This window comes from Rhizobium ecuadorense (genome assembly GCF_001187535.1).
GTDB lineage: Bacteria > Pseudomonadota > Alphaproteobacteria > Rhizobiales > Rhizobiaceae > Rhizobium > Rhizobium ecuadorense.
In genome coordinates, this window is the sequence record NZ_LFIO01001304.1 from 145,311 (window position 1) to 171,679 (window position 26,369).

23 protein-coding genes, 1 tRNA gene and 1 pseudogene are annotated in these 26,369 nt (G+C 63.0%); 14 read left to right on the plus strand and 11 right to left on the minus strand.

What is annotated here, in order from left to right; genetic code table 11:
• Window positions 1–54: 54 nt before the first annotated feature.
• A complete protein-coding gene (locus AF337_RS27995; RefSeq protein ID WP_049734708.1) occupies window positions 55–525 on the minus strand; it encodes an Hsp20 family protein in 471 nt (156 codons plus the stop codon).
• Window positions 526–948: 423 nt separating this feature from the next.
• On the opposite strand from AF337_RS27995, the gene AF337_RS28000 reads away from it, so the two are divergent.
• Window positions 949–1,923: an alpha/beta fold hydrolase gene (locus tag AF337_RS28000; protein WP_049734709.1), complete on the plus strand. Its 975-nt coding sequence runs from the start codon at window positions 949–951 to the stop codon at window positions 1,921–1,923.
• Between the two features lie 89 nt (window positions 1,924–2,012).
• On the opposite strand, the gene hisN is transcribed toward AF337_RS28000, so the two are convergent.
• Window positions 2,013–2,786: a histidinol-phosphatase gene (hisN, locus tag AF337_RS28005; RefSeq protein ID WP_049734710.1), complete on the minus strand. Its 774-nt coding sequence runs from the start codon at window positions 2,784–2,786 to the stop codon at window positions 2,013–2,015.
• Between the two features lie 327 nt (window positions 2,787–3,113).
• Window positions 3,114–3,995: an N-formylglutamate amidohydrolase gene (locus AF337_RS28010; RefSeq protein WP_049734711.1), complete on the minus strand. Its 882-nt coding sequence runs from the start codon at window positions 3,993–3,995 to the stop codon at window positions 3,114–3,116.
• Window positions 3,996–4,181: 186 nt separating this feature from the next.
• Here AF337_RS28010 and cpdR1 point away from each other — a divergent pair, with 186 nt between their 5' ends.
• From cpdR1 to AF337_RS28030, 4 genes and pseudogenes are all read left to right on the plus strand, one after another.
• Window positions 4,182–4,544: a response regulator CpdR1 gene (cpdR1, locus tag AF337_RS28015; protein WP_003542883.1), complete on the plus strand. Its 363-nt coding sequence runs from the start codon at window positions 4,182–4,184 to the stop codon at window positions 4,542–4,544.
• Window positions 4,545–4,628: 84 nt separating this feature from the next.
• Window positions 4,629–4,703: transfer RNA gene (locus tag AF337_RS28020), tRNA-Val, on the plus strand.
• Window positions 4,704–4,785: 82 nt separating this feature from the next.
• Window positions 4,786–5,008, plus strand: a pseudogene (locus AF337_RS46330) (hypothetical protein).
• Window positions 5,009–5,230: 222 nt separating this feature from the next.
• Complete coding sequence (locus tag AF337_RS28030) at window positions 5,231–5,725, plus strand: hypothetical protein (RefSeq protein ID WP_116429671.1); 495 nt, start codon at window positions 5,231–5,233, stop codon at window positions 5,723–5,725.
• A 67-nt stretch (window positions 5,726–5,792) separates the two neighbouring features.
• Here the strand turns inward: AF337_RS28030 and AF337_RS28035 are convergent, their stop codons facing one another.
• Window positions 5,793–6,518 (minus strand): hypothetical protein, encoded by a 726-nt coding sequence (locus AF337_RS28035; RefSeq protein ID WP_049734855.1) that lies wholly within the window; start codon window positions 6,516–6,518, stop codon window positions 5,793–5,795.
• A gap of 230 nt (window positions 6,519–6,748) precedes the next feature.
• On the opposite strand from AF337_RS28035, the gene AF337_RS28040 reads away from it, so the two are divergent.
• Window positions 6,749–7,261: an MgtC/SapB family protein gene (locus tag AF337_RS28040; RefSeq protein WP_049734713.1), complete on the plus strand. Its 513-nt coding sequence runs from the start codon at window positions 6,749–6,751 to the stop codon at window positions 7,259–7,261.
• Between the two features lie 55 nt (window positions 7,262–7,316).
• On the opposite strand, the gene AF337_RS28045 is transcribed toward AF337_RS28040, so the two are convergent.
• Together AF337_RS28045 and AF337_RS28050 are read right to left on the minus strand one after the other, a co-directional pair.
• The gene (locus AF337_RS28045) at window positions 7,317–7,511 is read right to left on the minus strand and encodes a hypothetical protein (protein ID WP_049734714.1); all 195 of its coding nucleotides are present in this window, start codon (window positions 7,509–7,511) and stop codon (window positions 7,317–7,319) included.
• A 58-nt stretch (window positions 7,512–7,569) separates the two neighbouring features.
• Window positions 7,570–7,815 (minus strand): hypothetical protein, encoded by a 246-nt coding sequence (locus AF337_RS28050; protein ID WP_049734715.1) that lies wholly within the window; start codon window positions 7,813–7,815, stop codon window positions 7,570–7,572.
• A gap of 336 nt (window positions 7,816–8,151) precedes the next feature.
• Between AF337_RS28050 and AF337_RS28055 the strand changes: the two genes are divergently transcribed.
• Both AF337_RS28055 and AF337_RS44630 read left to right on the plus strand, forming a co-directional pair.
• The gene (locus AF337_RS28055; protein WP_049734716.1) at window positions 8,152–9,243 is read left to right on the plus strand and encodes a DUF475 domain-containing protein; all 1,092 of its coding nucleotides are present in this window, start codon (window positions 8,152–8,154) and stop codon (window positions 9,241–9,243) included.
• A 195-nt stretch (window positions 9,244–9,438) separates the two neighbouring features.
• Complete coding sequence (locus AF337_RS44630; RefSeq protein ID WP_210168083.1) at window positions 9,439–9,609, plus strand: hypothetical protein; 171 nt, start codon at window positions 9,439–9,441, stop codon at window positions 9,607–9,609.
• Window positions 9,610–9,777: 168 nt separating this feature from the next.
• Here AF337_RS44630 and AF337_RS28060 read toward each other — a convergent pair whose 3' ends face one another.
• The 5 genes from AF337_RS28060 to AF337_RS28080 all read right to left on the minus strand — a co-directional run bounded on the left by AF337_RS28060 (window position 9,778) and on the right by AF337_RS28080 (window position 15,080).
• On the minus strand, window positions 9,778–11,295 hold the full coding sequence (locus AF337_RS28060; protein ID WP_049734856.1) for a tripartite tricarboxylate transporter permease: 1,518 nt from the start codon (window positions 11,293–11,295) through the stop codon (window positions 9,778–9,780).
• 88 nt (window positions 11,296–11,383) lie between these two features.
• Window positions 11,384–11,875, minus strand: a complete 492-nt coding sequence (locus AF337_RS28065) for a tripartite tricarboxylate transporter TctB family protein (protein WP_049734717.1) — start codon at window positions 11,873–11,875, stop codon at window positions 11,384–11,386.
• Window positions 11,872–12,816: a Bug family tripartite tricarboxylate transporter substrate binding protein gene (locus AF337_RS28070; protein WP_049734718.1), complete on the minus strand. Its 945-nt coding sequence runs from the start codon at window positions 12,814–12,816 to the stop codon at window positions 11,872–11,874. Before AF337_RS28070 ends, AF337_RS28065 begins: the two co-directional genes overlap by 4 nt.
• A 283-nt stretch (window positions 12,817–13,099) precedes the next feature.
• Window positions 13,100–14,146, minus strand: coding sequence for an ABC transporter substrate-binding protein (locus AF337_RS28075; protein ID WP_049734719.1), 1,047 nt, complete (start codon window positions 14,144–14,146; stop codon window positions 13,100–13,102).
• A 64-nt stretch (window positions 14,147–14,210) separates the two neighbouring features.
• Window positions 14,211–15,080 (minus strand): Rossmann-fold NAD(P)-binding domain-containing protein, encoded by an 870-nt coding sequence (locus AF337_RS28080; RefSeq protein WP_049734720.1) that lies wholly within the window; start codon window positions 15,078–15,080, stop codon window positions 14,211–14,213.
• A 392-nt stretch (window positions 15,081–15,472) separates the two neighbouring features.
• Between AF337_RS28080 and AF337_RS28085 the strand changes: the two genes are divergently transcribed.
• The 6 genes from AF337_RS28085 (at window position 15,473) to AF337_RS28110 (ending at window position 26,328) form a co-directional block, all read left to right on the plus strand.
• Window positions 15,473–17,341: an adenylate/guanylate cyclase domain-containing protein gene (locus AF337_RS28085; RefSeq protein WP_049734721.1), complete on the plus strand. Its 1,869-nt coding sequence runs from the start codon at window positions 15,473–15,475 to the stop codon at window positions 17,339–17,341.
• Between the two features lie 173 nt (window positions 17,342–17,514).
• On the plus strand, window positions 17,515–18,192 hold the full coding sequence (locus AF337_RS28090) for a response regulator (RefSeq protein ID WP_049734722.1): 678 nt from the start codon (window positions 17,515–17,517) through the stop codon (window positions 18,190–18,192).
• Complete coding sequence (locus AF337_RS28095) at window positions 18,189–19,571, plus strand: sensor histidine kinase (protein WP_049734723.1); 1,383 nt, start codon at window positions 18,189–18,191, stop codon at window positions 19,569–19,571. The genes AF337_RS28090 and AF337_RS28095 overlap by 4 nt, the downstream gene beginning before the upstream one ends.
• Window positions 19,572–19,669: 98 nt before the next feature.
• Window positions 19,670–22,996, plus strand: a complete 3,327-nt coding sequence (locus AF337_RS28100) for a transglutaminase family protein (protein WP_049734724.1) — start codon at window positions 19,670–19,672, stop codon at window positions 22,994–22,996.
• A gap of 30 nt (window positions 22,997–23,026) precedes the next feature.
• Window positions 23,027–25,444 (plus strand): circularly permuted type 2 ATP-grasp protein, encoded by a 2,418-nt coding sequence (locus tag AF337_RS28105; RefSeq protein ID WP_049734725.1) that lies wholly within the window; start codon window positions 23,027–23,029, stop codon window positions 25,442–25,444.
• Window positions 25,445–25,449: 5 nt separating this feature from the next.
• Window positions 25,450–26,328 carry a transglutaminase family protein gene (locus AF337_RS28110; RefSeq protein WP_049734857.1) on the plus strand — a complete coding sequence of 293 codons (879 nt, stop codon included), beginning with the start codon at window positions 25,450–25,452 and terminating at the stop codon, window positions 26,326–26,328.
• Window positions 26,329–26,369 lie beyond the last annotated feature (41 nt).

Below are 26,369 nucleotides of genomic sequence, written 5' to 3' on the forward strand. Positions count from 1 at the left end.
GCAATAAAAAACGGCGCCCCGATCGGAGCGCCGTTTTTTTCTTAAGGGATGTGATTAGCCGTTGATGACCTGCGCCTCGATGGCCTTCGGAGCCTCGACCGGCTCTGCGGCAATCGCAATCTTGCGGGGCTTCATGGCCTCCGGAATGTTGCGCAGAAGGTCGATGTGCAGCAGGCCGTTCTTCAGCGAAGCGGCGGTCACCTCGACATGGTCGGCAAGCTGGAAGCGGCGCTCGAAGGCGCGCTTGGCAATGCCACGGTAGAGGAATTCGCCGCTTTCGGCAGGTTCATCGGCCTTTTCGCCCTTGACGGACAGGACATGTGCATGGGCTTCGATCGAAAGTTCGGTCTCGTCGAAACCGGCGACCGCCATGGTGATCCGATAGGTGTTTTCACCGGTGCGCTCGATATTATAGGGCGGATAGGTCTGGGCCTGCTCCGGCTGGGCGAGGCTGTCGAGCATGGTGAAGAGCCGGTCGAAACCGACGGTCGAGCGATAAAGGGGAGAGAAGTCTACGTGACGCATGATGTCCTCCTGTGGAAGCGACGTGTTGCGATAAAATGCCCCTGAAACCCCATCTTTGGCGGCCTCGGGACGGTTGCGCGGGCCCTCTTCGGCACCCGCAGGAAGGAGATGGTGATGGGATTTGGCGAGTTCAAGACCCTCCCGAAATCGCCCGACCGGCGCCGTGAACCCCGCATGAACGGCCGGTTCGGAGCGCGTTCACACGCATCCGCCTAGAAATCGCAGCGTCGGGTGAATCTGGTCCCGATGGCTGAAGTGCATCGTCCCTTCTTCTTCAGCCTCAAACTCGGCCGGCTGTGAGCACCCTCATGCTCCTGCCGGCCCTTTTCGCGCTTTCCCGCCCTACGGGGTCGCCGCTTTCCAAGCCGGATGCCATGCGCTATCCCTGATGCGAAGCAGTCAGCAGCGGCGCATTGCAAAGTCATGGATCAGATTCTCTATTCGACGCCGGACAATCCCGCCCCGGAAAACCGCACGGAAGGGTTCTTCGAAACCCATGACGGCCACCGGCTGCGTTACGCCGTCTTCCGCGCCAGTGCTCAGGTCGCCAGGGGCACGGTGGTCATCCTGCACGGCCGCAACGAATATATCGAGAAATATTTCGAGACGATCCGCGACCTGACGGCCAAGGGTCTCTGGGTCGCCACCTTCGATATGCGCGGCCAGGGCGGTTCGGAGCGGCTTCTGAAGCGCCGCAACCACGGCCACATCCGCCGCTTCGTCGATTACGAACGTGACCTCGACACCTTCCTCGAAAAGGTGGTGTTGCCGGATACCCGCCTGCCCTTCTACCTGCTCGCCCATTCCACAGGCGGGCTGATCGCGCTCTCGGCCGCGCCTTATCTTACCACCCGTATCGATCGCATGGTGCTGTCGGCACCCTTTATCGGCCTGACCGGCCAGTCGGCCTCGCCCCGCGTCATCCGAACGCTTGCCGGCACACTGACGGCACTCGGCCTCGGCTTCCTGCCGCTGACCTCGAAACTGAAGGAGCCGGATTTCCGCGACAACCCGCTGACCTCGGACGAAACCCGCTTCGAGCGCAATGTCGCGATGATGAAAGCCCATCCGGAGCTGACGCTCGGGCCGCCGACGGCCCGCTGGCTGACCGAGGCTTTTCGCACGATGGACCGGGTCACCTCGCCCAACCATCTCTTCTCGATCACCATCCCGACCATCGTCATCGCCCCGACGCGAGATGGCGTCGTTCCCTACACGGCGCAGGAGCGGCTCTCGCGTTATTTCCGCGCCGGCCAACTGGTGCCGATCAACGGCGCCCGCCACGAAATCTTCCAGGAACGGGATACCTATCGCGCCGCCGCCCTTGCCGCCTTCCACGCCTTCATTCCCGGCAGCGACGCCGAAGAAAACCAGGACGTCGCCGCCCTCGGCACGTGAGCCGGATCGGCAGAGCCGACGGGGGGATCAGCAGAGCCAACCCCGGGGGACTGGCAAGCCAACCCAGGGATTGGCAAGCCAACCCGGGATTAGCGCTGCAGGATGGCGATCGCCTGATCGTAGACCGCCCGGCTGCCGGCGGCGATGATCGAGCCGCCGTTCTCAGGCCGTCCGCCGTCCCAGGTGGTGATGATGCCGCCCGCCCCCTCGATGACCGGGATGATGCCGCCGACGTCATAGGGCTTCAGGCTGTTTTCGACGACGAGATCGATATGGCCGGCGGCAAGCAGCGCATAGGCGTAGCAGTCGCAGCCGTAGCGGAAGAGCCGGACCTGGCTCTCGATCTCGCGGTATTTCTCCATCTCCTCGCCGGCGAAGAGATGCGGTGAGGTGGTGAACAGGATGGCGTTCGAAAGCGCCTCGCATTGGCGCGTCGCCAGCCGCCGCTCGCCCTCGGGGCCGCTATAGAGCGAGCCGTTCTGGTCGGCGAAATAACGCTCGCCGGTAAAGGGCTGTTCGATCATGCCCATGATCGCCCGCCCTTCCTTCTGCAGGCCGATCAGCGTTCCCCACACCGGCAGGCCGGAGATGAAGGCGCGCGTGCCATCGATCGGATCGATCACCCAGACATAGTCGCGATCGAGCCCGACATTGCCGTGCTCCTCGCCGAGAATGCCGTGGTCGGGGAAATTCTCCTCGATCAGCGCCCGGATGGCGAGTTCGGCCGCCCGATCGCCCTCCGTCACCGGATCGAAACCGGAAGAAAGCTTGTTGGTGATATCGAGGCCGGAGCGGAAGCGCGGCAGCGTCTCGGCCTTGGCGGCCTCCGCCAGACGGTTGAAGAACGAGCGGTCAGGAAGCATGAGGGATCCGTTTGGCTGGCGGGCGTGACGCTTTCATAACGAAAAGCAGCGGGAATGCAAACACAGCAGGCAGTTCGATCGGGACGTGGGTGAACCCTCCAATCGCTTCCATTGCGCGCCCACTGCCCAAAGATGTCGCAGCGCAATATATTGCTTGACATTTGTGCAATGCAATAGTAGCGTCCTTGGTACAGTCTTCTGACTGTAAATACCCTCCTTGGGTGTTTCCTCCCTAGACTTAGCCGCGCTTACAAGCGCGGTTTTTTTTGGCCGGGAGATTTTTGGCCCGCAGACATGGCCGGATAATATCGGTGAAATCGACGCAGGCTATTCGGCGGCCAGCGCCCGGTCGCCGGCGAATTTCTCGACATAATCCGCCATCTGCTGCATGAAACCCGTGACCGCCTCAGCCACCGCGGCGAAGTCGGCGCGTTTCTCCAGCGTAACCTCGTCGACATAGATCGCCCGGTTCACTTCGATCTGCAGCGCATGCAGGCCGCGCGAGGGCCGGCCGTAATGTTCGGTGATGAAGCCGCCAGCATAGGGCTTGTTGCGGATCGCCGCAAAGCCCATTTCCTCGAGGATGGCGATGGCGGCGCGCGAAAGTTCGGCCGAAGCGCTGGTGCCGTAACGATCGCCGATGATGAAATCAGGCCGCGCGGTGCTGCCGGCGACGCGCACATTGCCGGGCATCGAATGGCAGTCGATCAGCACGCCGAAACCGAACTGTACATGCGTTCGCGCGATCAGCCGCCGGAGCGTCGCATGATAGGGTTTGTAGACCGCTTCGACCCGGTCGAGCCCCTCCTGCACCGGCAGCCGCCGCGCATAGATCTCCATGTTCTCGGCGACGATGCGCGGAATAGTGCCGAGCCCGCCGGCGACCCGGAGCGAGTTGATATTGGCATAGGGCGGCAGCAGCCCGTCGAACATCCTGGGATCAAGCTCATAGGGCTCGCGATTGACGTCGAGATAGGCGCGCGGAAAGTTGGCGGCCAGGAGCGGTGCGCCGAGTACCACGGCCGAACCGAACAGCTCGTCGACATAATGATCCTCGGAACGGCGTATGGCGATGCCCTCGAGCCTGGACTGGGCGATAAATTCCGGTGGATAAATACGGCCGCTATGAGGGGAGTTGTAGACGAAGGGAATGGTCTGCGACACGGGCTCATGAACCTCAAAAAGCTCGTATTCGCGTATCTCCGGCACTTTCGGCCCTCTTTACCATGTCATGAACTGGCTGCTTTGCCCATGTTGCCAGTTGCCCGGCCCCAAGTCCATACTATGTAGGAGGGATGCGGTCGCGCACAGGCAATTCACCGGTTGTTTACCGGGTAAAGACTAGTGTAAACCCCGGGCACCCACCAAAAACTTATTGATCAGCGGTCTGGATTGATGACTCAGAAGATACTTCTCGCAGAAGACGACAACGACATGCGCCGCTTCCTGGTGAAAGCGCTCGAAAAGGCCGGTTACAAGGTCCTTTCCTATGACAATGGCGCCAGCGCCTATGACCGGCTGCGCGAGGAGCCGTTTTCCCTGCTGCTGACCGATATCGTCATGCCCGAGATGGATGGCATCGAGCTGGCGCGCCGCGCCACCGAGCTCGACCCCGACCTGAAGGTGATGTTCATCACCGGTTTTGCGGCCGTGGCGCTGAACCCTGATTCGAAGGCGCCGAAGGATGCCAAGGTGCTTTCCAAGCCTTTCCACCTGCGCGATCTCGTCGACGAGGTCAACAAAATGCTTGCCGCATAAGGCTTGCCGGGCGGCGCGTCACAAAACTGAAAAAAGCCTATTGACGGCTCCGAAGGTTTTGTGATCTATGCGCCGCCATCGGATGGGCGTGTAGCTCAGCGGGAGAGCACTACGTTGACATCGTAGGGGTCACAGGTTCAATCCCTGTCACGCCCACCATCCGATCTCCCTGACATCGTTGATAGATCCCCGTCTTGGGGATTTTCCGGCTCCGGTCATCGGCACGCGGATTTTCAATACGCTGCGGGAGCCCCGCAGATGGAGAAATGGGGGACGGACGACGCAGAGGACACGCAAGGCGATATCCATAGTCCTCGGCCTTACCCTGATTGGGTCGGCCTCGTCGGTTTCGGTTATATGCAGCTTCATGTCGTCGAACCCATCAGCATCAAGCTGTGGCTGATCCGATCACCCTATTCGCGGCTGGTGCAGCGATCCTCTGGGATGATTTCAAAAATCCCTAAGGCGCGCCCTATCACGATTCATGCGGCGCGCTTTTATGCATGTCGTTATCTCGAAGCCGCTGCACACTTCCGGGCAACATGCTTTGACATTGTTCGACGCCGGGCGCCGGCCGGTAAAGACCAAAATAAGTCACAGAACAGTGCCAATGCCTAGCTATCCAACGTATGGCTATTGACGCACGGGCGATTCGCCGCTGCAGACAGATGGGGTTGAGACAGAGAATGAGACTTTCCGCGCCTATTGCCGCCGCAATTTTTTCCACCGCCTTCGCCTTGCCGGCCTTTGCCGCGCCGGCGTCTCCCCCCGAGACCTTTCCAGGCGCGCCCGGTGTCATCACCCTTTCCGGCAAATGTGCCAAGCTTGTTGTTGCCAAGTTCGACGCCACCAAGGGCTGCAAGAACGAGCTTGCCAGCGTCACGCTGGTCAATGGCGTGGTGACCTTCATCTTCACCTCGGACGGCAAGGCGCTCGGCTTTCAGGGCGACGGCAGCGGCATCAAGCCCGCCTCCAACGGCAATGCCCGCCTGCCGCTCAGCCTCGTCACCACGGGTGTCGGCAACAAGATGACGGGCCAGGTCAAGGTCGCCGGCTTCTGCACTTTCGGCAATCCCTATGCCGGCAAGCCGATTGCGATCGAATGCACGGCCGAAAGCAAGGATTCCTCCTTCGCCGGCAGCTTCCGCACCGGCGGCAAGCTGGTGAAAAAGGGCAAATAACAAAAACAGCTCCGGCAAACTGCGCGAGAGCTTTGCGGCTATGCTTCGCTGAAAAAGCCGGATGCCGTCAGGCGCACCACGCGCCGCCGGCAGCCCCTGGCTTGCGCGCCAGCCCCTCATTGATCAGCTGCGCGCCGAAAGAGCGCCCGTCGCGCGAGACGACGCGCGGCGCGCCTGAGGCCTCCGTCTTGCCCGCGGCGTTCATGGTGAAGGGACCGGCGTTCAGCAGCCCCAGCAGCCGCGACTTGGCGGCAAAGGCCACCCTGCGTTCGCCGTCACAGCGCGCCTGATCGACGACGGGGCTTGCCATGTCGGCGATCACGATCTTCTCGCCCTTGTACCAGAAGACGCCGCCATCGCCGACACAGTTGATATGGGCGCCCTGGCCGCAATAGCCGAAGGCGACCGTGCCTGTTTCCGGATTGGCAGGGGTAAGCGGGGACGGCACCGCCTTGACCGGCTGGATCGCCGGCGTCGGGATCGTCGCCGGCGGCAGCAACTGCGATTGCTTCACCGGCGGCGCGGCTTTTGGCGTGGGTGTGGCAAGCGCCACCTGCTTCGGCGGCACGTCCTTGCTGGCGACAGGTCGCTGCTCCGCCGCTTCCCGCGCGACCGGCGCCGATTGCCGCGCAAGCATCGGCTCAATGCTCTTCCAATGGTCGTGGGCGACGATACCGCCGATCGCGGCAATGCCGATCACCGCCCAGGGCAGCAATCCGCCACCGCTGCTGCGCGCTTTGCTCTTTCCTCTCGCCGGCGCCTTGCGGCGGCCGCGTGTCGCTGTCTTGGCCATCTGTCCGATTCCCGTGAGGCCGCAATTATCGCCGCCCAATCCTTTCTGAAAGGTTGGCGCGGCGACAGGATGATGCAGGGTTCACCGATCTGTGCCTCGAACGGCATGCCGGCAGCGGCCGGCATGGGAGAATGCCCGTGGGGAATCCAGACGCACGAGTGAAAAAAGCCGAACAAATCTAGCGCTCACACGTTAGCCAGCGAAAATTTCATATGCTGTAGGAAGAATCCATGGATCTGATCATCGCCGACATGATACCGGCGTCGCGTATCCACTATCCCGTCATCTTCGCCCGCCTGCTCGGCGCCATCGTCTTCGGCGGGCTGATCGGCTTCGAGCGTGAGGCACGCGACCGCCCGGCAGGCTTCCGCACCCATATTCTGATCAGTCTTGCCGCGGCCCTCTTCGCCATCATTTCGATCGAGGCTGTGCACATGCCGGGTTTTGCCGATGACGCGCAGGTGCGGATCGATCCGCTGCGCGTCATCGAAGCGGTGACCGCCGGCGTCGCTTTTCTTGCCGCCGGCATGATCGTCTTTGCCAGAGGTCGGGTGCACGGGCTGACGACGGGCGCCGGCATGTGGCTCTCCGGCGCGATCGGCCTTGCCATGGGCTTCGGTTACTGGCCGATAGCCTTCTTCACGACACTGGCCGCCATCTGCGTGCTCTTCGCCTTCGGCAAGCTCGAACAACGGTTCGGCTACAATTCCGCACGGCGTGCCGATCGGGATGACGACCAATAAAAAACGGACGCCCGGCATATGCCGGACGTCCGTATCAGCGTGATGGCCGGTCTGCTCATTCCGAGCGTGCGGCCGAAGGATTGTTTTTTCCAACCGATGCCTTTGCGCCGAAGGACGGGGCGCCGATGGACGGGGCAAGCGGCTCTTGGCTTTTGCCGATATCGATGCGCTCATCCGCCGCCTCGCGTGCAGCCTGCCATTCATTTTCGTGCCGGATAAGGATCTCGCGGGGCACAAAGTTGATCGTCATATGTTTCTCACTTGTTCGAATTGCTGTCGGGGCGCCAAAAAGGCTTGCGGAATGCCGGTTATTTCTTGGTCTCTGCCTTGCCTTTCAGGTCGGGGTCCTTGATGTCGGGACCACCCTTGGAAAGGTCGGCACCGGTAACATGGGCCGGCACGTGAATGTCGTGATAGACACCCGGCGTCAGCGTCAGGTCGACATGATGCGGCGGCAGCACCTGCGCCTTCTGCATGCGGTTCGGCTTCGCCCGCTTCATGCGGTCGGACGCCTCCGTGCGTTTGTCGGGAACATGGGTCGAAGTGTGCATCATCGGCCTCCTTTTTAAGCTCAACCAGGGTCTAACGAGCAGGTGCCGGGATGGTTCCAAAAAAACACTTCATTTCCGTGCCGCCGCCGGACTTGACTGACCGGGGAAGTTGATTACCTAAGGCCTGTCCCGCAGCCTTCCAGACATCGGCTACGGGTAATTTGGTGCCGGGCCCCTCTGGCGAGAGTTTTACGGCGCTCTCGTGATGTCGGTACCGCCTGCAGCATAGCCGGCGGATTTTTCATCGATGAACAAGCTCAACATGCCTTATCCGCATGCCCGTCGTGGCATGCCGCATTTCCCCCTCTCCACCATGATTTGCGGCCGCGAGGTGCGGCCATGAGCCAGCCCGCGACCCACCACTCCTCGCTCAGCTATTTCCGCTGGGCCTTCATCGTCACGGCCCTCGGCCTCGTTCTTGGCGCCGTGCTCGGCTGGCAAACGACAGGCACGATCGGCGGCATGGCGACCGTCTTCTTCATCTGCACAGTGCTTGCGGTGCTGGAGATCTCGCTCTCCTTCGACAATGCCATCGTCAACGCCAACAAGCTGAAGGAGATGACGCCGGTCTGGCAGAAGCGCTTCCTCACCTGGGGCATCATCATCGCCGTCTTCGGCATGCGCATCGTCTTTCCGCTGGCGATCGTTGCGATCGCGGCGCGGATCGGCCCCTGGGATGCGCTTGTGCTTGCCGCCCGTGAGCCGGAAGAATATGCCCGCATCATGAATGACGCGCATCTGCCGATCGCAGCCTTCGGCGGCACCTTCCTGATGATGGTCGGCCTCAGCTATTTCTTCGACCACGAGAAGAAAGTCCATTGGTTCCGCGGCCTGGAAAAGGTGATGGCGCGCTCGGCCACCATCAGGGGCATCGAGATCGCTTTCGTGCTGGCGCTGATGCTTGTTTTCTCCTGGCTGATCGGCGGCGAGGAAGCCAGCATCTTCGTTCATTGCGCCATATACGGGCTGCTCACCTTCCTCGCGGTCGAGGTGGTGGGTGAACTGCTCGATGCCTCGCAGCAGACAATGAGCGCTGCCGCCAAGGGCGGCCTCGGCGCCTTCATCTATCTCGAGGTGCTGGATGCCAGCTTCTCCTTCGACGGCGTCATCGGCGCCTTCGCCTTGACGCAGAACCTCTTCGTCATCGCGATCGGCCTCGGCATCGGCGCCATGTATGTGCGCTCGATGACGATCATGCTGGTGGAAAAGGGAACGCTTGCCGAATACCGCTATCTCGAGCACGGCGCCTTCTACGCCATCCTGATCCTCTCGGTGATCATGTATGCGCAGACCCTGGTGCACATCCCCGAAGTGATCACCGGTCTCGGCGGCGCGACCCTGATCGGCCTGTCGCTCTGGTCGTCGATCCGCCACAACAAGCGCGAGCGGATGGAAGATCACGCCGCCCGGCAGGAAGAGCTTCACGCCTGACGATGACAATGCATGTCGCCCGGAACTGCGCCGCGGTTCCGGGCGACATGCATAAACAAAGACTAAGGCCGCAGCGCTTGGCGTCGCGGCACTCTCTTTCGGACAAAACAAAGCCCGCGACCACTAGTGAACTGCCCCCGAAAGTTGGACGACAACCTTCGGGGCAGTTCACGGGGGTTGCGGGCTAATTCATTCATGCATGGCTTGAAGCTGTTAGCGGGAAGCCTGACCGAAGGCGGCCGGGTCGATGCCAAGTTCCCTCAGATCGCGGGCACGCGGTCGGCGACCGGCTTCAACGGCGGCGCTGACGGCATTTGCGGCGCCAAGCACGGCAAATGCGCGACCAAAGAAACCCGTGCGAACTGAACTGCGGATGGCGGACATTGTCCATTTCCTCTTGTTTTGATTGACCGCTTGTAGATGGTATCGCGCAGGCACCACCACAATGCTCAGAAAATCACCGCAGCCATGCAAAAACAGAAGGCCGACGCATGTTTCCATGGCCGGCCTTGAGGCAGGGGTAATGTCGTCTTTTTAGTCTTCGTTTGCCGCGAGCTGCGACAGCACCTGGCCGCGGCCGCGAATCCGCAGGATCAGCGGGATGAGAAAGGCCGCTGCGGCAACGATCAGCAGGCCTGCCGCAATCGGCGACATCACCAGCGTCGTGACGTCGCCCTGGCTGATCGCCAGCGCACGGCGGAGCTGCTGCTCGGCAAGCGGCCCGAGGATCAGGCCGACGACGGTCGGCGCAATCGGATAGCCGAAGAGCCGCATCACGTAACCGAGCAGGCCGAAGGCGAGCAACATGCCGAGCTCGAACACCGACGGGTTGGCGCCGATCGTCCCGAGCGTCGCAAACAGCAGAATGCCCGCATAGAGCCACGGCTTCGGGATCGTCAGCAGCTTTACCCAGAGCCCGATCATCGGCAAGTTCAAGACCAGCAGCATCGCATTGGCGATGAGCAGGCTGGCGATCAGCCCCCAGACGAGCTGCGGGTTGGTGGCAAACAGCAGCGGCCCCGGCTGCAAGCCGTATTGCTGGAAGCCGGCAAGCATGATTGCCGCCGTCGCCGTCGTCGGCAGGCCGAGCGTCAGAAGCGGCACCAGCGTGCCGGCGGCCGAGGCGTTATTGGCAGCCTCCGGACCGGCCACGCCTTCGATCGCGCCATGGCCGAACTCCTCGGGGTTCTTCGCCAGCCGCTTTTCGGTGGCGTAGGAGAGGAAAGTGCCGATTTCGGCGCCGCCCGCCGGCATGGCGCCGATCGGAAAGCCGATCAGCGTGCCGCGCAGCCAGGGCTTCCACGAACGCGACCAGTCCTGCGCCGTCATCCACAGCGAACCCTTGACCGCCTCGACCTTCTCGGCGATCCGGTTGCCCTGCGCGGCGATGTAAAGCGTCTCGCCGATCGCAAACATCGCCACCGCAAGCGTCGTCACTTCGACACCGTCGAGCAGGTCGGGAATGCCGAAGGAAAGCCGCGCCTGCCCCGTTTGCTGGTCGATGCCGACCATGGCGAGTGCGAAGCCGATGAACAGCGAGGTCAGGCCCCTGAGGGCTGAATCGCCGAAGGCCGAGGAGACGGTGACGAAGGCCAGCACCATCAGCGCGAAATATTCGCGCGGCCCGAAGACCAGCGCCAGCTTGACGATATAGGGCGCGATGAAGGCAAGCCCGAGGGTGGCGATCAGGCCGGCGGCGAAGGAGCCGATCGCCGCGGTCGCCAGCGCCGGTCCGCCGCGCCCGGCGCGCGCCATCTTGTTGCCCTCGAGCGCGGTGACGATCGAGGCGCTTTCACCCGGCGTGTTGAGCAGGATCGAGGTCGTCGAACCGCCATACATGCCGCCGTAATAGATGCCGGCGAACATGATCAGCGAGCCGCCGGGATCGAGCTTGTAGGTGACGGGCAACAGCAGCGCCACGGTGAGCGCCGGGCCGATGCCGGGCAGCACGCCGACGGCGGTGCCGAGCGTCACGCCGACCAGCGCATAAACCAGGTTCATCGGCTGCATCGCAACCAGGATACCCTGCCATAGGAATTCGAATGTGCTCATCTTGGTGTCCCAAGCAGCGTTCCCGACCATGCGATTTCGAGGTCAGGCGCCGCGTAAAATCAAAAGAGCTGACAGCGCGTCCGCGCGGTCAGAAGAACAGACGTTCGAGCGGGCCGGCCGGCAGCGTCAACTGCAGCAGCTGCGAGAAGATCGACCAGACGACGAAGCTGAGAACGATGCCGAGCGGCAGCGAGAACCAGAGCTTGCGTTTGCCGAAGCCGCGTGCCGTCAGCGCGAAGAGGATGCCGGTGGCGATCGAGAAGCCGGCAACGCGCAGCAGCAGCATTTGGCCGGCAAGACCGGCAACGATCCAGATGACCGGCGCCACTTCCTGCTGATCGCGCTCCGGAAACTCGCCGCGCCAGGCTTCGGCGACTGTCCAGATCCCGAGACAGAAGAGGCCGAACGCCACCACTTGAGGCACTGTCGCCGGGCCGATGCGGTCGTATTGCGCGATCGTTTTCAGATGCGAGGCATCCCAGGCCATCACGCCGGCGATGACGAAGAGGAAAACGGCAATGATGAACGCCGCCCAATCAGGGCGGCGTGTCGTTGCCGAGGAGGTGTTATCCTCGCTCATTGAACAAGTCCGATATCTTTGAGAATGCCTTCGGTAGCGGAGACATCCTTCTCGAGCTGCGCCTTGAAGGCGTCGCCGGACAGATAGGTGTCGGCCCAGCCCTTGGTCTTCAGCGTTTCCTGCCAGGTGGCGGAGCTGTGCAGCTTCTCGAAATCGGCGGTGACGCCTGCCACCTGTTCTGGCGACAGGCCCGGGGCTGCGGCAACCATGCGCCAGTTCTGGATGGTGACGTCGGTGCCGGCTTCCTTCAGCGTCGGGGCATCGACGCCGTCGATGCGCTTGTCGCTGGAGACGGCGAGAAGACGGAGTGTGCCGGATTTCACCTGCGATTCGAACTCGCTGTAGCTCGAGACGCCGGCCGTGACCTGGCCGCCGAGAATGGCGGCGAGCGCTTCACCGCCGCCGGAGAAGGCGACATAGTTGATCTTCGTCGGGTCGACGCCGGAGGCCTTGGCGATCAGGCCGACCGTGATGTGGTCGGTACCGCCGGCCGAACCGCCGCCCCAGGAAACTGCGCCCGGATCCTTCTTCAGCGCCGCAACCAGATCGGCCATGGTCTTGATCTCGGAAGAGGCCGGAACGACGACGGCTTCATATTCACCGGTCAGACGGGCGATCGGCGTGACGTCCTTGAGTGTTACCGGCGACTTGTTGGTCAGGATCGCGCCGACCATGACATAGCCGCCGACGATCAGCGAGTTCGGATTGCCGGCAGCCTGGCTGCTGAACTGCGCCAGGCCGATGGTGCCGCCGGCGCCAGGCACGTTCTGGACCTGCACGTTGCCGGAGATCTTCTCCTGCTGCAGCGCGGTCTGCAGCGAACGGGCCGTCTGGTCCCAGCCGCCGCCGGGAGCGGCCGGCGCGATGATGGTGTAGTCGGCCGCATAGGCCGGCAGCGCGATGGTCGCTGCAAGAAGAGTTGCGATGAAACTATGCTTCACGATGTGTCCTCCGTGGGCGGCTGAGCGAACCGCCTGTTATTCTCTGGGAATCGGGAGGAACGACCGACAGCGGACACGATTGTCCTGATGACGAGCAGAATACCTCCCAAGGCTTCAGCTCTCCGCCTCCACGGAGAAGAAGTAGCCAAAGCCACCACAACAAGCTGTCATTTAGCTGACATCGGCGAGATATCCAGGAGAGGAGGCCACTTTTTTGCCGCAATTGCCAGGCGCCGGTCTAAACCGAAGTCCTATGTGTGGACCGGCCGAACCACGAAACGCTTCACTGCGCCCGCAGAACCTCGTTCCAGTGCGCGATCAGCCGCGCCCGTTTCACCTGGTCGAGATAGACCATCAACCCGGGGCTGACCGGCACCGGTCGAAGCTGGGCGCCGAGCAGTTCCTGCAGCGTATTGGCGGTATTTTCTCCCGCCACCTCGGGGCTGACCGCCGGGATCTGCAGCTCGCGCGCCATGATCGTCTGCCCTTCCCTCGACATGAAGAAGGTCAGATAACGCCGGCCGAGCTCCGGCTCGGCGGCCGCCTGCGGCACCAGCCCGATCCGCGACATCACCACGGTATAGTCTTTCGGCAGCACGATGCCGACATCCGGATATCGCGACGCCCAGTCGGCCGCATAGGAGCCGAGAATATTGTAACCGAGCACGAAGCGCCCGTCGGCAACACGCTCCAGGATCGCCGAACTCGTCGAATAGAGCTTGACGCCGGCAGCCCCCATCGCTCCGATCACCGACCAGATATCGCCGAACTGCTCCTGGTCGCGCGCCATGAACAGAAAACCGACGCCGGAGCGTTCGATATCGTAGGTGCCGATCCGCCCATAGACCCCGTTGCCCTTGCGGGTCAGGTAATCGACGAATTCCGCCCGCGAGCTCGGCACCGGCTCATGCACAAAGCTCGGCTTGTGATAGACGAACACCGCCGGCTCGAAGGTCAGCGCATAGGCGGTGTTGCGCCAGTTCGCCCATTTCGGCCATGCCGCACTCATCGGCAGGTTGCTGACCTGCGCATATCCGTCGTTGGAGAGTTTGACCTGCAGGTCCATCGCCGAGGAAAAGGCGAAATCCGCGGTCTTCTTGCCGGCATCCGTCTCCCTGACGATCCGGTCGTAGATATCGCCGGTCAGCATATCCTCGTATTTGACCGCAACGTCGGGATTGGCTTCCTGGAAACCCCGGATCATCGGCTGCGCCAACGGCTCGTCGAGCGAGGAATAGACCGTCAGCACCGGCGCATCCGAATTGCCCGATTTCGCCGCATAGAAGGCCTGATCGGCCAGCGCAAAGCCGGGCCAGAACGCCAGCAGCAAGATGAAAACTCTCCTCATGCAGCAACAATGCCTGAGCGCGCCGGGGGGAGCAAGTGCGCCGAATCTAGGCGATGACCCACTCCATCAGCGCATTTTGCGCGTGCAACAGAAAGGCCTTGGCGGCGCGGCTTTGGCAAAGCGAATGCGCCATCGCCTTGGCCGTCACCTCCTGGCCGCGCGTCACCGGCGGGCAGGGCAGGAAGATCGCATCTTCTGGCAAACGATCGAGAATTTCGGTCCCGATCCTGTAGCCGGCAAGCGCCTCCGAGGCGACGTCACCCGGCAATGAATCGGTGATGACGACGTCGGCATCCGATAGCTCGCCCATATCGGTGCTCGCGCGAAAGCGCTCGTTGAGCAGTGCGGCGTCATTTATATGCCAGCGTTCGGGATAGACCTGCACCACCTCGATCGGCAACACGATCGACGCCTCGACCCAGGAGCGGAGGATATTTGCGTCCGCCGCCACGCCAACGACCTTCAACCCGTCGATCGAGCCGCGCCGGCTCTCGATATAGGCAAGATCGCCGAGCGTCTCGCAAGGATGGTTGGAGCGTGTGCGTGCATTGATGACAGGCACCGGCGCGGCTGCCGCCACCGCCTTCAGCGTATTGAGCTCCTTCGTGCGGATCACCAGCATGTCGAACCAGTTGCCGAGATAACCCGCAAGATCGCCGGACTCCTCCCGCGCATTGAAGCCGATCGGCACATGCACGCAGATACCGCCCATCGCCTGGACGCCGAGATCGAAGGCAGTCGTATTGCGCCAGCCACCGTCGTCGGCAATCAGCGCGACTCGTTTGCCCGTCAGGCTCTGCGGCATGGAGCGCTCATCCCAAGCTATGGCAAGCTCCCGGGCGCGAGCGATAATCGACCGAAGTCCGGCCTCCGGAATATCATGAAACGCCAGAAAATCCCGGGCCGAACCTGTCATCCAAAATCTCCGTCGCGCACGAAACGCCGCCACAATAACCGGCATCGGTCTCGCAGCAACCCGAATCACATTCCCTACGGTGTTGGATACCGCTGGCAATATTCCGCCCCAAACCGATCGGCGACTACTTTTTTATATCGCCGATCGCGAAGCATCGACGGAAGCACATCATTTCCTGCTTCTCCGATTAGAAACGGATTTCATCACAAAGGATTATCGCTGAACACCATCCTTCACCCATTCAGAGTATTGATGAAGATCGGCGACGCTATATGGTCGCGCTGCCGTGTCAAAACGTCGAATCCGCCCGAATTTCTATTCAGGAGGCGACTCTCCACGACAAAAACTCTATAAAAAGCTGGACTAAACTGGGAAGATCCATGGGAGGGGTCATGGAACGACGACTGAGCGCTATTCTCGCTGCGGATGTCGTTGGCTATAGCCGACTGATGGGCATTGATGAGGCCGGCACGCTGCAGGCGCTGAACCGCCACCGCTGCGAACTGGTCGATATCCGGATTTCAGACTACAAGGGCCGGATCGTCAAACTCACCGGCGACGGCATCCTTGCCGAATTCCAGAGCGTGGTGAACGCCGTTGCCTGCGCCGCCGAAATCCAGCGCAGCATGGCCGCCCGCAACGAGAAAGTGCCGAAGGACGAGCGCGTCGAATTCCGTATCGGTATCAATCTCGGCGACGTCGTGGTCGAGAACGGCGATATCTTCGGAGACGGCGTCAATCTTGCCGCCAGGCTTGAGGGCATCGCGGCGCCGGGCGGCATCGCCGTGTCGGCCTCGGTGCGCGACCAGGTCGGCTCGCGCCTCAATCTCGGCTTCGAATTCATCGGCGAGCATGTGCTGAAGAATATCCGGCAGCCGGTTCAGGTCTATACCGTCACCCTGGCGCCGCCCTCCTCGGCGAAATTGGTCGCGCAGAACCGCAATACCTGCTTCATCGCCGTGCTGCCCTTCACCAATATGAGCGGCGATGCCGACCAGGACTATTTCTCTGACGGCATCACCGAAGACATCATCACCGATCTCTCCAAGATCTCCAGCCTGCACGTGGTGCCGCGCAATACCATTTTCACCTACAAGGGCATATCGGTGAAGGTGAAGCGGCTCGCCCAGGAACTCGGCGTGCGCTACGTGCTCGAGGGCAGTGTGCGCATCTTCGGCAATCGTGTGCGCATTTCCGGCCAGTTGATCGACACCGCCAATGGCGATCATCTCTGGGCCGAACGTTATGACCGCGATCTGACCGACATCTTCGCCATCCAGGACGAGATCACCCACGCGATCGTCGGCCAGTTGAAGGTGCGTCTGCTGCCGGAGGAGAAGAAGGCGATCGCCAACGAGCCGACCGCCAATGTCGAGGCCTATACCTATTATCTCAGGGGTCGCCAGCTCTCCCACACCTGGACCAAATCCTATCTCCAGCTTGCAAGGCGGATGTTCTGCAAGGCGGTCGAACTCGACCCGGATTATGCCCGCGCCTATGCAGGCATCGCCGATTGCGACGCGGCGATCCGCGATTGGGCAGCTGATGACGTGCCGCTGCGGCGCATCCTTGAGATGAGCGCCCGCGCGCTTGCGCTTGATCCCGACCTTCCCGAGGCCCACGCCTCTCACGGTCTGGCCCTGCATCAGAGCGGCTTTGACGAGAGGGCGGCCGCGGCCTTCGAACGAGCATTGGCGCTCGACCCAAACCTCTTCGAGGCGAATTTCCATTATGCCCGGTTCTTCTTCATGCGCGGCAACTTCGCCGAATCGGTTCAATATTTCACCCGCGCCGCTTCGATCCGCCCTGATGACTACGTCTCGCCGATCCATCTGATGTCTGCCTACCGCTCGCTCGGCCGTGTGTCGGATACGGAAAACTGGGCGCGCCTCGGCCTGTTGCGCGCCGAACGCGCGCTGAACCTCAATCCGGAAAATTCTGGCCCGGCCCATCGCGGCGCGCTGGCGCTTGCTCATATGGGCGACGCCATGAGGGCACGCGACTGGGCGGCGCGGGCGATCGCCATCGATCCTGATGACATCGTCGCGCAGTATAATCTGGCCTGCGTCTATTCCGTCCTCGGCGACGTCGACCAGGCTATCGATCTCCTTGAGAAGTTACTGCCGCACAGCTCCGTCTACCATATCAAATGGTTCAACAATGATTCCGATCTCGACAACATCCGCGACGATCCCCGCTTCCGAAGGCTGCTGGACGCCGCGATGATGCAGCGCGAACGGGTCGAAAGGACCGGGAGCTGACGCCGGCTTTCCCGCCAAATTCGGAATCGATTTTCGGAAAGCACGATGCGAGGATTGAAAATGTTACAGCGTCCTTTGCGCGTCTGAAGGAGGCGCGGCGCTGTAAGCTCCAAAATCGCTGTGACATCACTCCCCCACCTCTATAATCTCCTCTGAGAAATAGGGGGAGATCCGTGCGCATCCTGCTCACCGAAGACAATATCGCGCTGGCTGACGGCCTGTCGGCGATCTTGCGCGGCACGGGCCATGCCGTCGATGTCGTGCATGACGGCGCATCCGCCAATGCGGTCATCGCCGCGGAAAATTTCGATCTGGTGATCCTCGACCTCAACCTGCCCGAGATGGACGGGCTCGACGTGCTGCGCGCCATGCGCGCCCGGCAGAACCAGGCAGCCGTCCTCATCCTGACCGCGCGCGGCACGCCGGAAGAACGGGTGAAGGGCCTGGACCTAGGCGCCGACGATTATCTGATCAAACCCTTCGACATATCAGAATTCGAAGCCCGCGTGCGCGTGCTGCTGCGCCGCCAGGCCGGCCTGCGCTCGGCGACCGTCAGTTTTGGCAGCATCTCCTTCGATCTCAATTCCCGCGCCTTTTCATCAGGCGCCACGCCGCTCGATATTCCCGCCCGCGAACTTGGGCTGCTCGAAATTCTTTTCATGCGGGCCGGCAAGGTCGTCGCCAAGGAGGCAATCATCCAGTCGCTGACGGCCTTCGACGACGACATTTCTTCAAATGCCATCGAGCAATATGTCAGCCGCCTGAGGAAACGCCTCTCGCCGCACGGCCTGACGGTCAAGACCGCCCGCGGCATCGGCTATTATCTCGACAAGCTCCCCGAGGCCTCATGAAAGCCGCCTATTCCCTCAGGCGCCGGCTGCTCTTCTGGCTGCTCGTCTCCACAGCCGTCATCGGCACGCTGGCGCTCGCCGATACCTATCGCGAGGCTGTGCAGACCTCGAACATCGTCTCCGACCGCGTGCTCGCCGGCTCGGCACTGGCGATCGCCGAACGCGTCGTCGTCGCCGAGGACGGCACGCTGCAGGTCGACATCCCCTATGTCGCGCTTGAAATGCTGACCTCGGCCGCGCAGGACCGAGTCTTCTACCGCGTCGACGGTCCGCCGGGCAAATTCATCACCGGCTACCAGTCGCTGCCGGTCCTGCAGAAGACGCCCGCCAATGCTGCCGCCTTCGCCGACGACACCTTCCGCGGCGAGCCGATCCGCGTCGCCACACTCGAACGCTCCGCCTCGACAGGCATCCGCTCCGTGCCCTTCGTGGTGACGGTCGCCGAAACCACGATCGCCCGCAGGCGGCTGGCGCAAGCGATCCTCGTGCGCTCGGCACTGCGCCTCGCCTTCATGATCGCGGGTGCCGCCGTCATCGTCTGGATCTCGGTCACGGTGGCGCTGCGCCCGCTCTACAAGCTCGGCGATGCCATCGGCGAACGCAGCCCCGATGACCTGCATCCGATCGAGCAGACGGTGCCGAGCGAAGTCGAGCCGCTGGTCGATACGGTGAACAGCTTCATGGTCCGCCTGCAGTCGGCGCTCGATGCGCTGCGCCATTTCACCGGCAATGCCAGCCACCAGCTGCGCACGCCGCTGGCGATCATCCGCACCCAGCTTGCGCTTTCCGCCCGCGCCGGCTCGCTTGAAGAAGCGCAGGCGGCAGCTTTGAAGGGCGATCAGGCCGTGGCGCATGCCGAGCGCATCCTTGCCCAGCTTCTGCTGATGGCAAAAATCGACGCCGCCACCGCCAAGGAGGCGCTGACCGCCTCCGCCATCGATCTTGCCGCCATCGCCCAGGACATCACCGGCGAACAGATCCCGACGGCGGCCAGCGCCGGCATCGATCTCGGCTTCGAGGGCGAGAGCCCGGCGATGATCCGCGCCGAGCCGTTGCTGATCGGTGAAATGCTGCGCAACCTTGCCGGAAATGCCATCGCCTATGCCGGGAAAGGGGCGGAGGTCACCGTCCGCGTCATCGCGTCAGCGGAGACGATCCGCCTCGAAGTCGAGGACAACGGCCCCGGCATTCCCCGCAACAAACTGGAGGCAGTGCGCGGGCGTTTTTCGCGCGGCAATCAGACAGGTGCGCAAGGCACCGGCCTCGGCCTGCCGATCGTCGAAGAAATCGCCAATCTTTTCAACGCCGACCTGACACTGGAGCCAGGACGGGACGGCAAGGGCCTGAAGGCGGCCGTCACTTTCGCCAAGGCGGCGTAAAAGCCATTGGCCCTCCTTGCTTTCTTTCGCTGCATTGCACACACTGATGTCGGGAACAGCAAGCCGCACGACGATGCGCGCCGGATAAAAAGAGCAATATGTCGATCAAAGCCAGCATCTATCATCTGACGCATTACACTTATGACAAGCCGGTCCACCTCGGCCCCCAGATCATCCGGCTGAAACCTGCCTCGCATTCGAAGACAAGGGTGCTCAGCCACTCGCTGAAGGTCACGCCTTCAAACCACTTCGTCAACCTGCAGCAGGACCCTTACGGCAATTACCTCGCCCGCTACGTCTTCCCGGATCCGGTGACCGAATTCAAGATCGAGGTCGATCTCGTTGCCGACATGACAGTCTATAATCCCTTCGACTTCTTCGTCGAGGAGGAGGCGACCAAGTGGCCCTTCGGCTATCCGGAAACGATCCAGGAGGATCTGTCGATCTATATGACGCCGGAACCGGCCGGTCCGCGGCTGAAGGCGCTGCTGCCGACGCTCGACTGGTCGCCCGGCCAGGCGACGGTCGATATGATCGTCGGGTTGAATGCCCGCCTGCAGCGGCAGATCGGCTACGTCATCCGCATGGAAACCGGCGTGCAGACGCCGGAGGAGACGCTCGAAAGCGCCAAGGGCTCCTGCCGCGACACCAGCTGGCTGCTCGTCCAGATCCTTCGCCATCTCGGCCTTGCCGCCCGATTCGTCTCGGGCTACCTCATCCAGCTGACGCCTGATCTGAAGGCGCTCGACGGCCCCTCCGGCACCGAAGTCGATTTCACCGACCTGCATGCCTGGGCCGAGGTCTATCTGCCCGGCGCCGGCTGGGTCGGCCTCGATCCGACCTCCGGCCTCTTGACCGGCGAAAGCCATATCCCGCTTGCCGCCACGCCGCATTACCGCAACGCCGCCCCGATCTCGGGCGGTTATTTCGGCGAGGCCGAAACCGAATTTGCCTTCGACATGAAGGTCTCGCGCGTCGCCGAACATCCGCGCATCACCAAGCCCTTCTCCGACGAAAGCTGGGAGGAACTCAACGAACTTGGCGAGAAGGTCGACCGTGTCCTGGAGGCCGAAGACGTGCATTTGACGATGGGCGGCGAGCCGACCTTCGTGTCGATCGACGATTTCCAGTCCGAGGAGTGGAACACCGCCGCCGTCGGCCCGACCAAGCGTGAAAAAGCCGACAGCCTGATCCGCCGGCTGCAGGAACGCTTCGCCCCCGGCGGCTTCCTGCACTACGGCCAGGGCAAATGGTATCCGGGCGAAAGCCTGCCGCGCTGGACCTTCTCGCTCTACTGGCGCCGCGACGGCAAGCCGGTCTGGCAGAACCTCGATCTGGTCGCCGCCGAGGGCAAGGATACCGGTGTCACCTCAGAGGATGCCGAAAAGCTCTTGACGGCGATCGCAAAAGAACTGGCGATCAAGCCCGGCATGGTGCAGCCGGCCTATGAGGATCCGGCCGACTGGATCATCAAGGAAGGCAATCTTCCCGACAATGTCGATCCGGCGAATTCGAAGCTGAAGGATCCCGAGGAGCGCAACCGCATCGCCCGGGTCTTCGATCGTGGCCTCACCGTCCCCACAGGCTACATACTTCCGGTGCAGGCATGGAACGCCAAGGCGGCCGAAAGCCGGGTCTGGGTCAGCGAGAAATGGCGCACCCGCCGTGGCCGGATCTTCCTTGTCCCGGGCGACAGCCCGATCGGCTACCGCCTGCCGCTCGGCACCCTTCCCTATGTCTCCCCGGCGCGTTATCCCTACATCCACCCCGCCGATCCGACGATCCCGCGCGAACCGCTGCCCGATGTCTTCGTGCCGGCCGGCCGCGCCATGCCGGAAGCCTCCTTCCACGCCGGCGAGAGCAATCGCAGCCGGATCGAACAGACGCTCGGTGAGATCGGCGGCGCCGTGCGCACCGCCATGTCGGTCGAGCCGCGCGACGGCAGGCTCTGCGTCTTCATGCCGCCGGTCGAGCGCATCGAGGATTATCTCGAGCTGATCGCCGCGGCCGAAAACGCCGCCGCCGAGCTCAAGCTTCCCGTCCATATCGAAGGCTACCCGCCGCCGCAGGACGAGCGCATCAACGTCATCCGCGTCGCCCCGGATCCGGGTGTCATCGAGGTCAACATTCATCCGGCCTCGAACTGGAAGGAATGCGTCGACATCACCACGGCGGTCTACGAAGAGGCGCGGGCCACCCGGCTCGGCGCCGACAAGTTCATGATCGACGGCCGTCATACGGGCACCGGCGGCGGCAACCATGTCGTCGTCGGCAGCGCCAATCCGAACAACAGCCCCTTCCTGCGCCGTCCCGATCTCTTGAAGAGCGTCGTCCTCCACTGGCAGCGCCACCCCTCGCTCTCCTACCTCTTCTCCGGCATGTTCATCGGCCCGACCAGCCAGGCGCCGCGCATCGACGAGGCTCGTCACGATAGCCTCTACGAGCTGGAAATCGCCATGGCGCAGATCGCTGCCCCCGGCCGCGGCCAACAGCCGTTACCCTGGCTCGTCGACCGGCTGTTCCGCCACCTTTTGACTGACGTCACCGGCAACACCCACCGCGCCGAGATCTGCATCGACAAGCTTTTTTCGCCCGACGGCCCGACCGGCAGGCTCGGCCTCATCGAGTTCCGCGGCTTCGAGATGCCACCGAACGCGCGCATGTCGCTCGCCCAGCAATTGCTGGTGCGCGCGCTGATCGCCCGCTTCTGGGTCAATCCGGTCGACGGCAAGTTCGTCCGCTGGGGCACGACGCTGCACGACCGCTTCATGCTGCCGCATTTCGTCTGGGCCGATTTCCTCGACGTGCTTGCCGACCTTCGCGAAAACGGCTTCGACGTCAGTCCGGAATGGTTCAAGGCTCAGCTCGAATTCCGCTTCCCCTTCTGCGGCGAAGTCGAATACGAGGGCTCGAAGCTGGAACTGCGCCAGGCGCTGGAGCCTTGGCACGTCATGGGCGAAGAAGGTGCGCCGGGCGGCACCGTGCGCTACGTCGACAGTTCCGTCGAGCGCCTTCAGGTGCGGCTCGAAACCAGCAATACGGCGCGCTACACCGTCACCTGCAACGGCCGCACCCTGCCGCTGACGCCGACCGGCACGGCGGGCGTGTCGGTGGCCGGCGTCCGTTACAAGGCCTGGCAACCGGCGTCCGGCCTGCATCCTGTGCTGCCGATCAACACACCTTTGACTTTTGACATTTATGATACATGGTCGAAGCGTTCGATCGGCGGCTGCATCTATCATGTTGCCCATCCGGGCGGCCGGACCTATGACACCTTCCCGGTCAACGGCAACGAGGCGGAAGCAAGGCGGCTCGCCCGCTTCGAGCCGTGGGGACATACGGCGGGCGGCTATATCCCCCGCACCGAGACGGGTTCTCTTGAATTCCCGCTGACGCTGGATTTGAGGCGGCCTGCTGGAGTTTGAGGCCGGGCATGAGGGGTAGCTTGGGTTTTGATGGGTAAGAGGCCGGCAGTAGAGCGCAGGGAAGAGACCGTGGACCGCACCGGCAAACGTGCGGCCTTCGACTATGCGCCGCTTCCCGGCACCGCCGACGAGATGGTTGACAACAAGGGCAGGGTCCGCCCGGTCTGGCAGCATTTCCTCTCGCATCTGAGCGCCATGCCGGAAAAGGATCTTGCCGAGCGTTTCGCCCGCGCCGACCGCTATCTCCGGGATGCCGGCGTTTTCTACCGTGCCTATGGCAGCAAGGGCACCGGCGAACGCGCCTGGCCGATCTCGCATATCCCGGTGCTGATCGACGAACGCGAATGGCAGACGCTGTCGGCCGGCCTCGTCCAGCGCGCCGACCTGCTGGAGGCGATCGTCGCCGATATCTACGGCGACAACCGGCTGGTGGAAGAAGGTGTCCTGCCGCCGGCGCTGATGGCCGCCAATCCCGAATTCCAGCGCCCGCTCGCCGGCATCCGGCCGGCCTCCGGCCATTATCTGCATTTCTGCGCCTTCGAGATCGGCCGCGGACCGGATGGCAACTGGTGGGTGCTGGCTGATAGGACACAGGCGCCGTCGGGCGCCGGTTTCGCGCTGGAAAGCCGCGTGGCGACGACCCGGGCCTTCTCGGATATTTACGCCGAAACCCCCGTCCACCGCCTCGCCTCCTTCTTCGGCGCCTTCCGCGACGCGCTGCAGGGCATGAAACATTCAGGCGACGACCGCATCGCCGTGCTGACGCCAGGCCCTGCCAACGAAACCTATTACGAGCACGCCTACATCGCCCGCTATCTCGGCTTGATGCTGCTTGAGGGCGAGGATCTCACCGTCGTCAAGGGCCGCGTCATGGTGCGCACCGTCGCCGGCCTGAAGCCGATCGGCGTGCTCTGGCGCCGGCTTGATTCGGCCTTCGCCGACCCGCTGGAGCTGAACCAGAATTCGCATATCGGCACGCCCGGCCTCGTCGAAGCGCTGCGCGCCGAAAGCGTCACCATCGTCAATGCGCTCGGCACCGGCGTTCTCGAGACACGGGCGCTTCTGGCCTTCATGCCGACCATCTGTCGCCGCCTGCTGGGGCAGGATTTGCAACTGCCTTCGATCGCCACCTGGTGGTGCGGCCAGGAGGAAGAGCGCGAGCACGTCGCAAAGAATATCGAGAAGATGGTGATCGGCCCGGCCTATTCCCGCGCCCCCTTCTTCGACGACAGCGGCGAATCCGTCCTCGGCTCGTCGCTGCGTGCGGCCGCCAAGGATTCCATCACCGACTGGCTGAGTTCGGACGGCCCGAAACTTGTGGGACAGGAGGTCGTCACACTCTCGACGACGCCCGCCTGGGTGGATGGCAAGCTCGTGCCGCGGCCGATGTCGCTGCGCGTCTTTGCCGCCCGCACGGCGAACGGCTGGCAGATCATGCCCGGCGGTTTTGCCCGCATCGGCTCCGGCGCCGATGTCGCGGCGATCGCCATGCAGTCGGGCGGAGCGGCCGCTGACGTCTGGATCGTCAGCGACAAGCCGGTCGAACGCCACACGCTGCTGCCGGCCGAAGGCAGCTTCACCCGCAACATGCCGGGCAGCCTGCCAAGCCGGGCGGCCGACAATCTGTTCTGGCTCGGCCGCTACATCGAGCGCGCCGAAGGGGCGCTGCGCATCCTGCGCGCCTGGCATGCCCGTTATGCCGAAGCCGCCGATCCGAGCCAGCCGCTGCTAGCCGACGTCTCCGACTATCTTGCCGCCGTCGATATCGATACCGCCGAACCGGTGCCGGAGACGCTCCTGCGCCACATCGACAGCGCCGTTTATTCCGCGAGCAATATCCGCGACCGCTTCTCGCCGGATGGCTGGCTCGCGCTCAACGATCTCGCCAAGACCGCCCGCCGCTTCCATGTCACCGTGGCTGCCGGCGACGATGCCAGCCACGCGATGACGATCCTTCTGCGCAAGCTCGCGGGTTTTGCCGGCCTCGTGCACGAAAACATGTACCGTTTCATGGGCTGGCGCTTCCTTTCGCTCGGCCGCTATATCGAGCGCGGCCTGCACATGACGCGGCTGCTCGGCCACATGTCCGGCCCGGAAGCGCCGGATGGCGCGCTCGACATGCTGCTCGAAATCGGCGACAGCGTCATGACCCACCGCCGCCGCTACAACGTCAACACGGCGCGGCTGACCGTCACCGACCTTTTGGCGCTCGACCCCCTCAACCCGCGTTCGGTGCTCTTCCAGGTGAACGAGATCCACCACGAGGTCGAGCAGTTGCCGAATGCGCTGATCAACGGCCAGATGTCGCCCTTCTACCGTGAGGCGATGCGGCTCCACTCGGGCCTCGCGGTCATGACGCCGGAGGGCATGGGGGCCGAGGTCTATCAGCGGCTCGAACGCGAGTTGGAGCAGCTTTCCGATCTGCTCGCCCAGACCTATCTCGGGTGACGGCGATGCTTTACGATCTTTCGCTGCGCATGGGTTACAGCTACGACGTTCCCGCCTCCGGCGCCCGCCACATCATGCGCCTGATGCCGCTGTCGCTGACCAATCGGCAGCGCCTGGTCGCCGGCTCGATCACCATTTCGCCGACGCCGGACGAGCAGTCGCATTTCGTCGATTTCTTCGATCACCCCGCCACCGCCTTCATGCTGCGCGCGCCGCACGAGACGCTCGACATTCGCATGCAGGCCCGCGTGCAGGTGGAAAGCCAGCCGATCGCCGCCGATTTCTCACCGCTGCTGGCCGACCTGCCGGAGGAAATATCCGGCATCTGGTCGCTGGCGCCGGATTCGCCGCACCATTTCCTCGGCGACAGCCCGCGCCTGACCCAGACGCGCGAGATCAGCGACTATGCGCGAAGCTGCGCCACGCCTGATCTGACGGCAATGCAGATCGCCTATGCGCTCTGTGCCCGCATCCACAAGGATTTCAGCTACGACGCCGACGCGACGACGGTGGACACGACGCCGCTCGAGGCCTTCAGGCTGAAGCGCGGCGTCTGCCAGGATTTCACCCACATCATGATCCTCGCGCTCAGAAGCCTCGGCATTCCGGCGGGTTACGTCTCGGGTTTCCTGCGCACCATCCCGCCGCCCGGCAAGGAACGCCTCGAAGGGGCGGATGCCATGCATGCCTGGGTCAGGATCTGGTGCGGCGAAACCATCGGCTGGATCGAGCTCGACCCCACCAACGACATATCAGCCGGCACCGACCACATCGTCGTCGCCTACGGCCGCGACTATTCCGACGTCGTCCCCGTCATCGGCGTGTTGAAAAGCTATGGCGGCCAGCGCGCCGTCCAGGCGGTCGACGTGATCCCGCTGAAATAATCCCAAAACTGGAAAAATCCGCCGATTCGTTAGAATTGAAT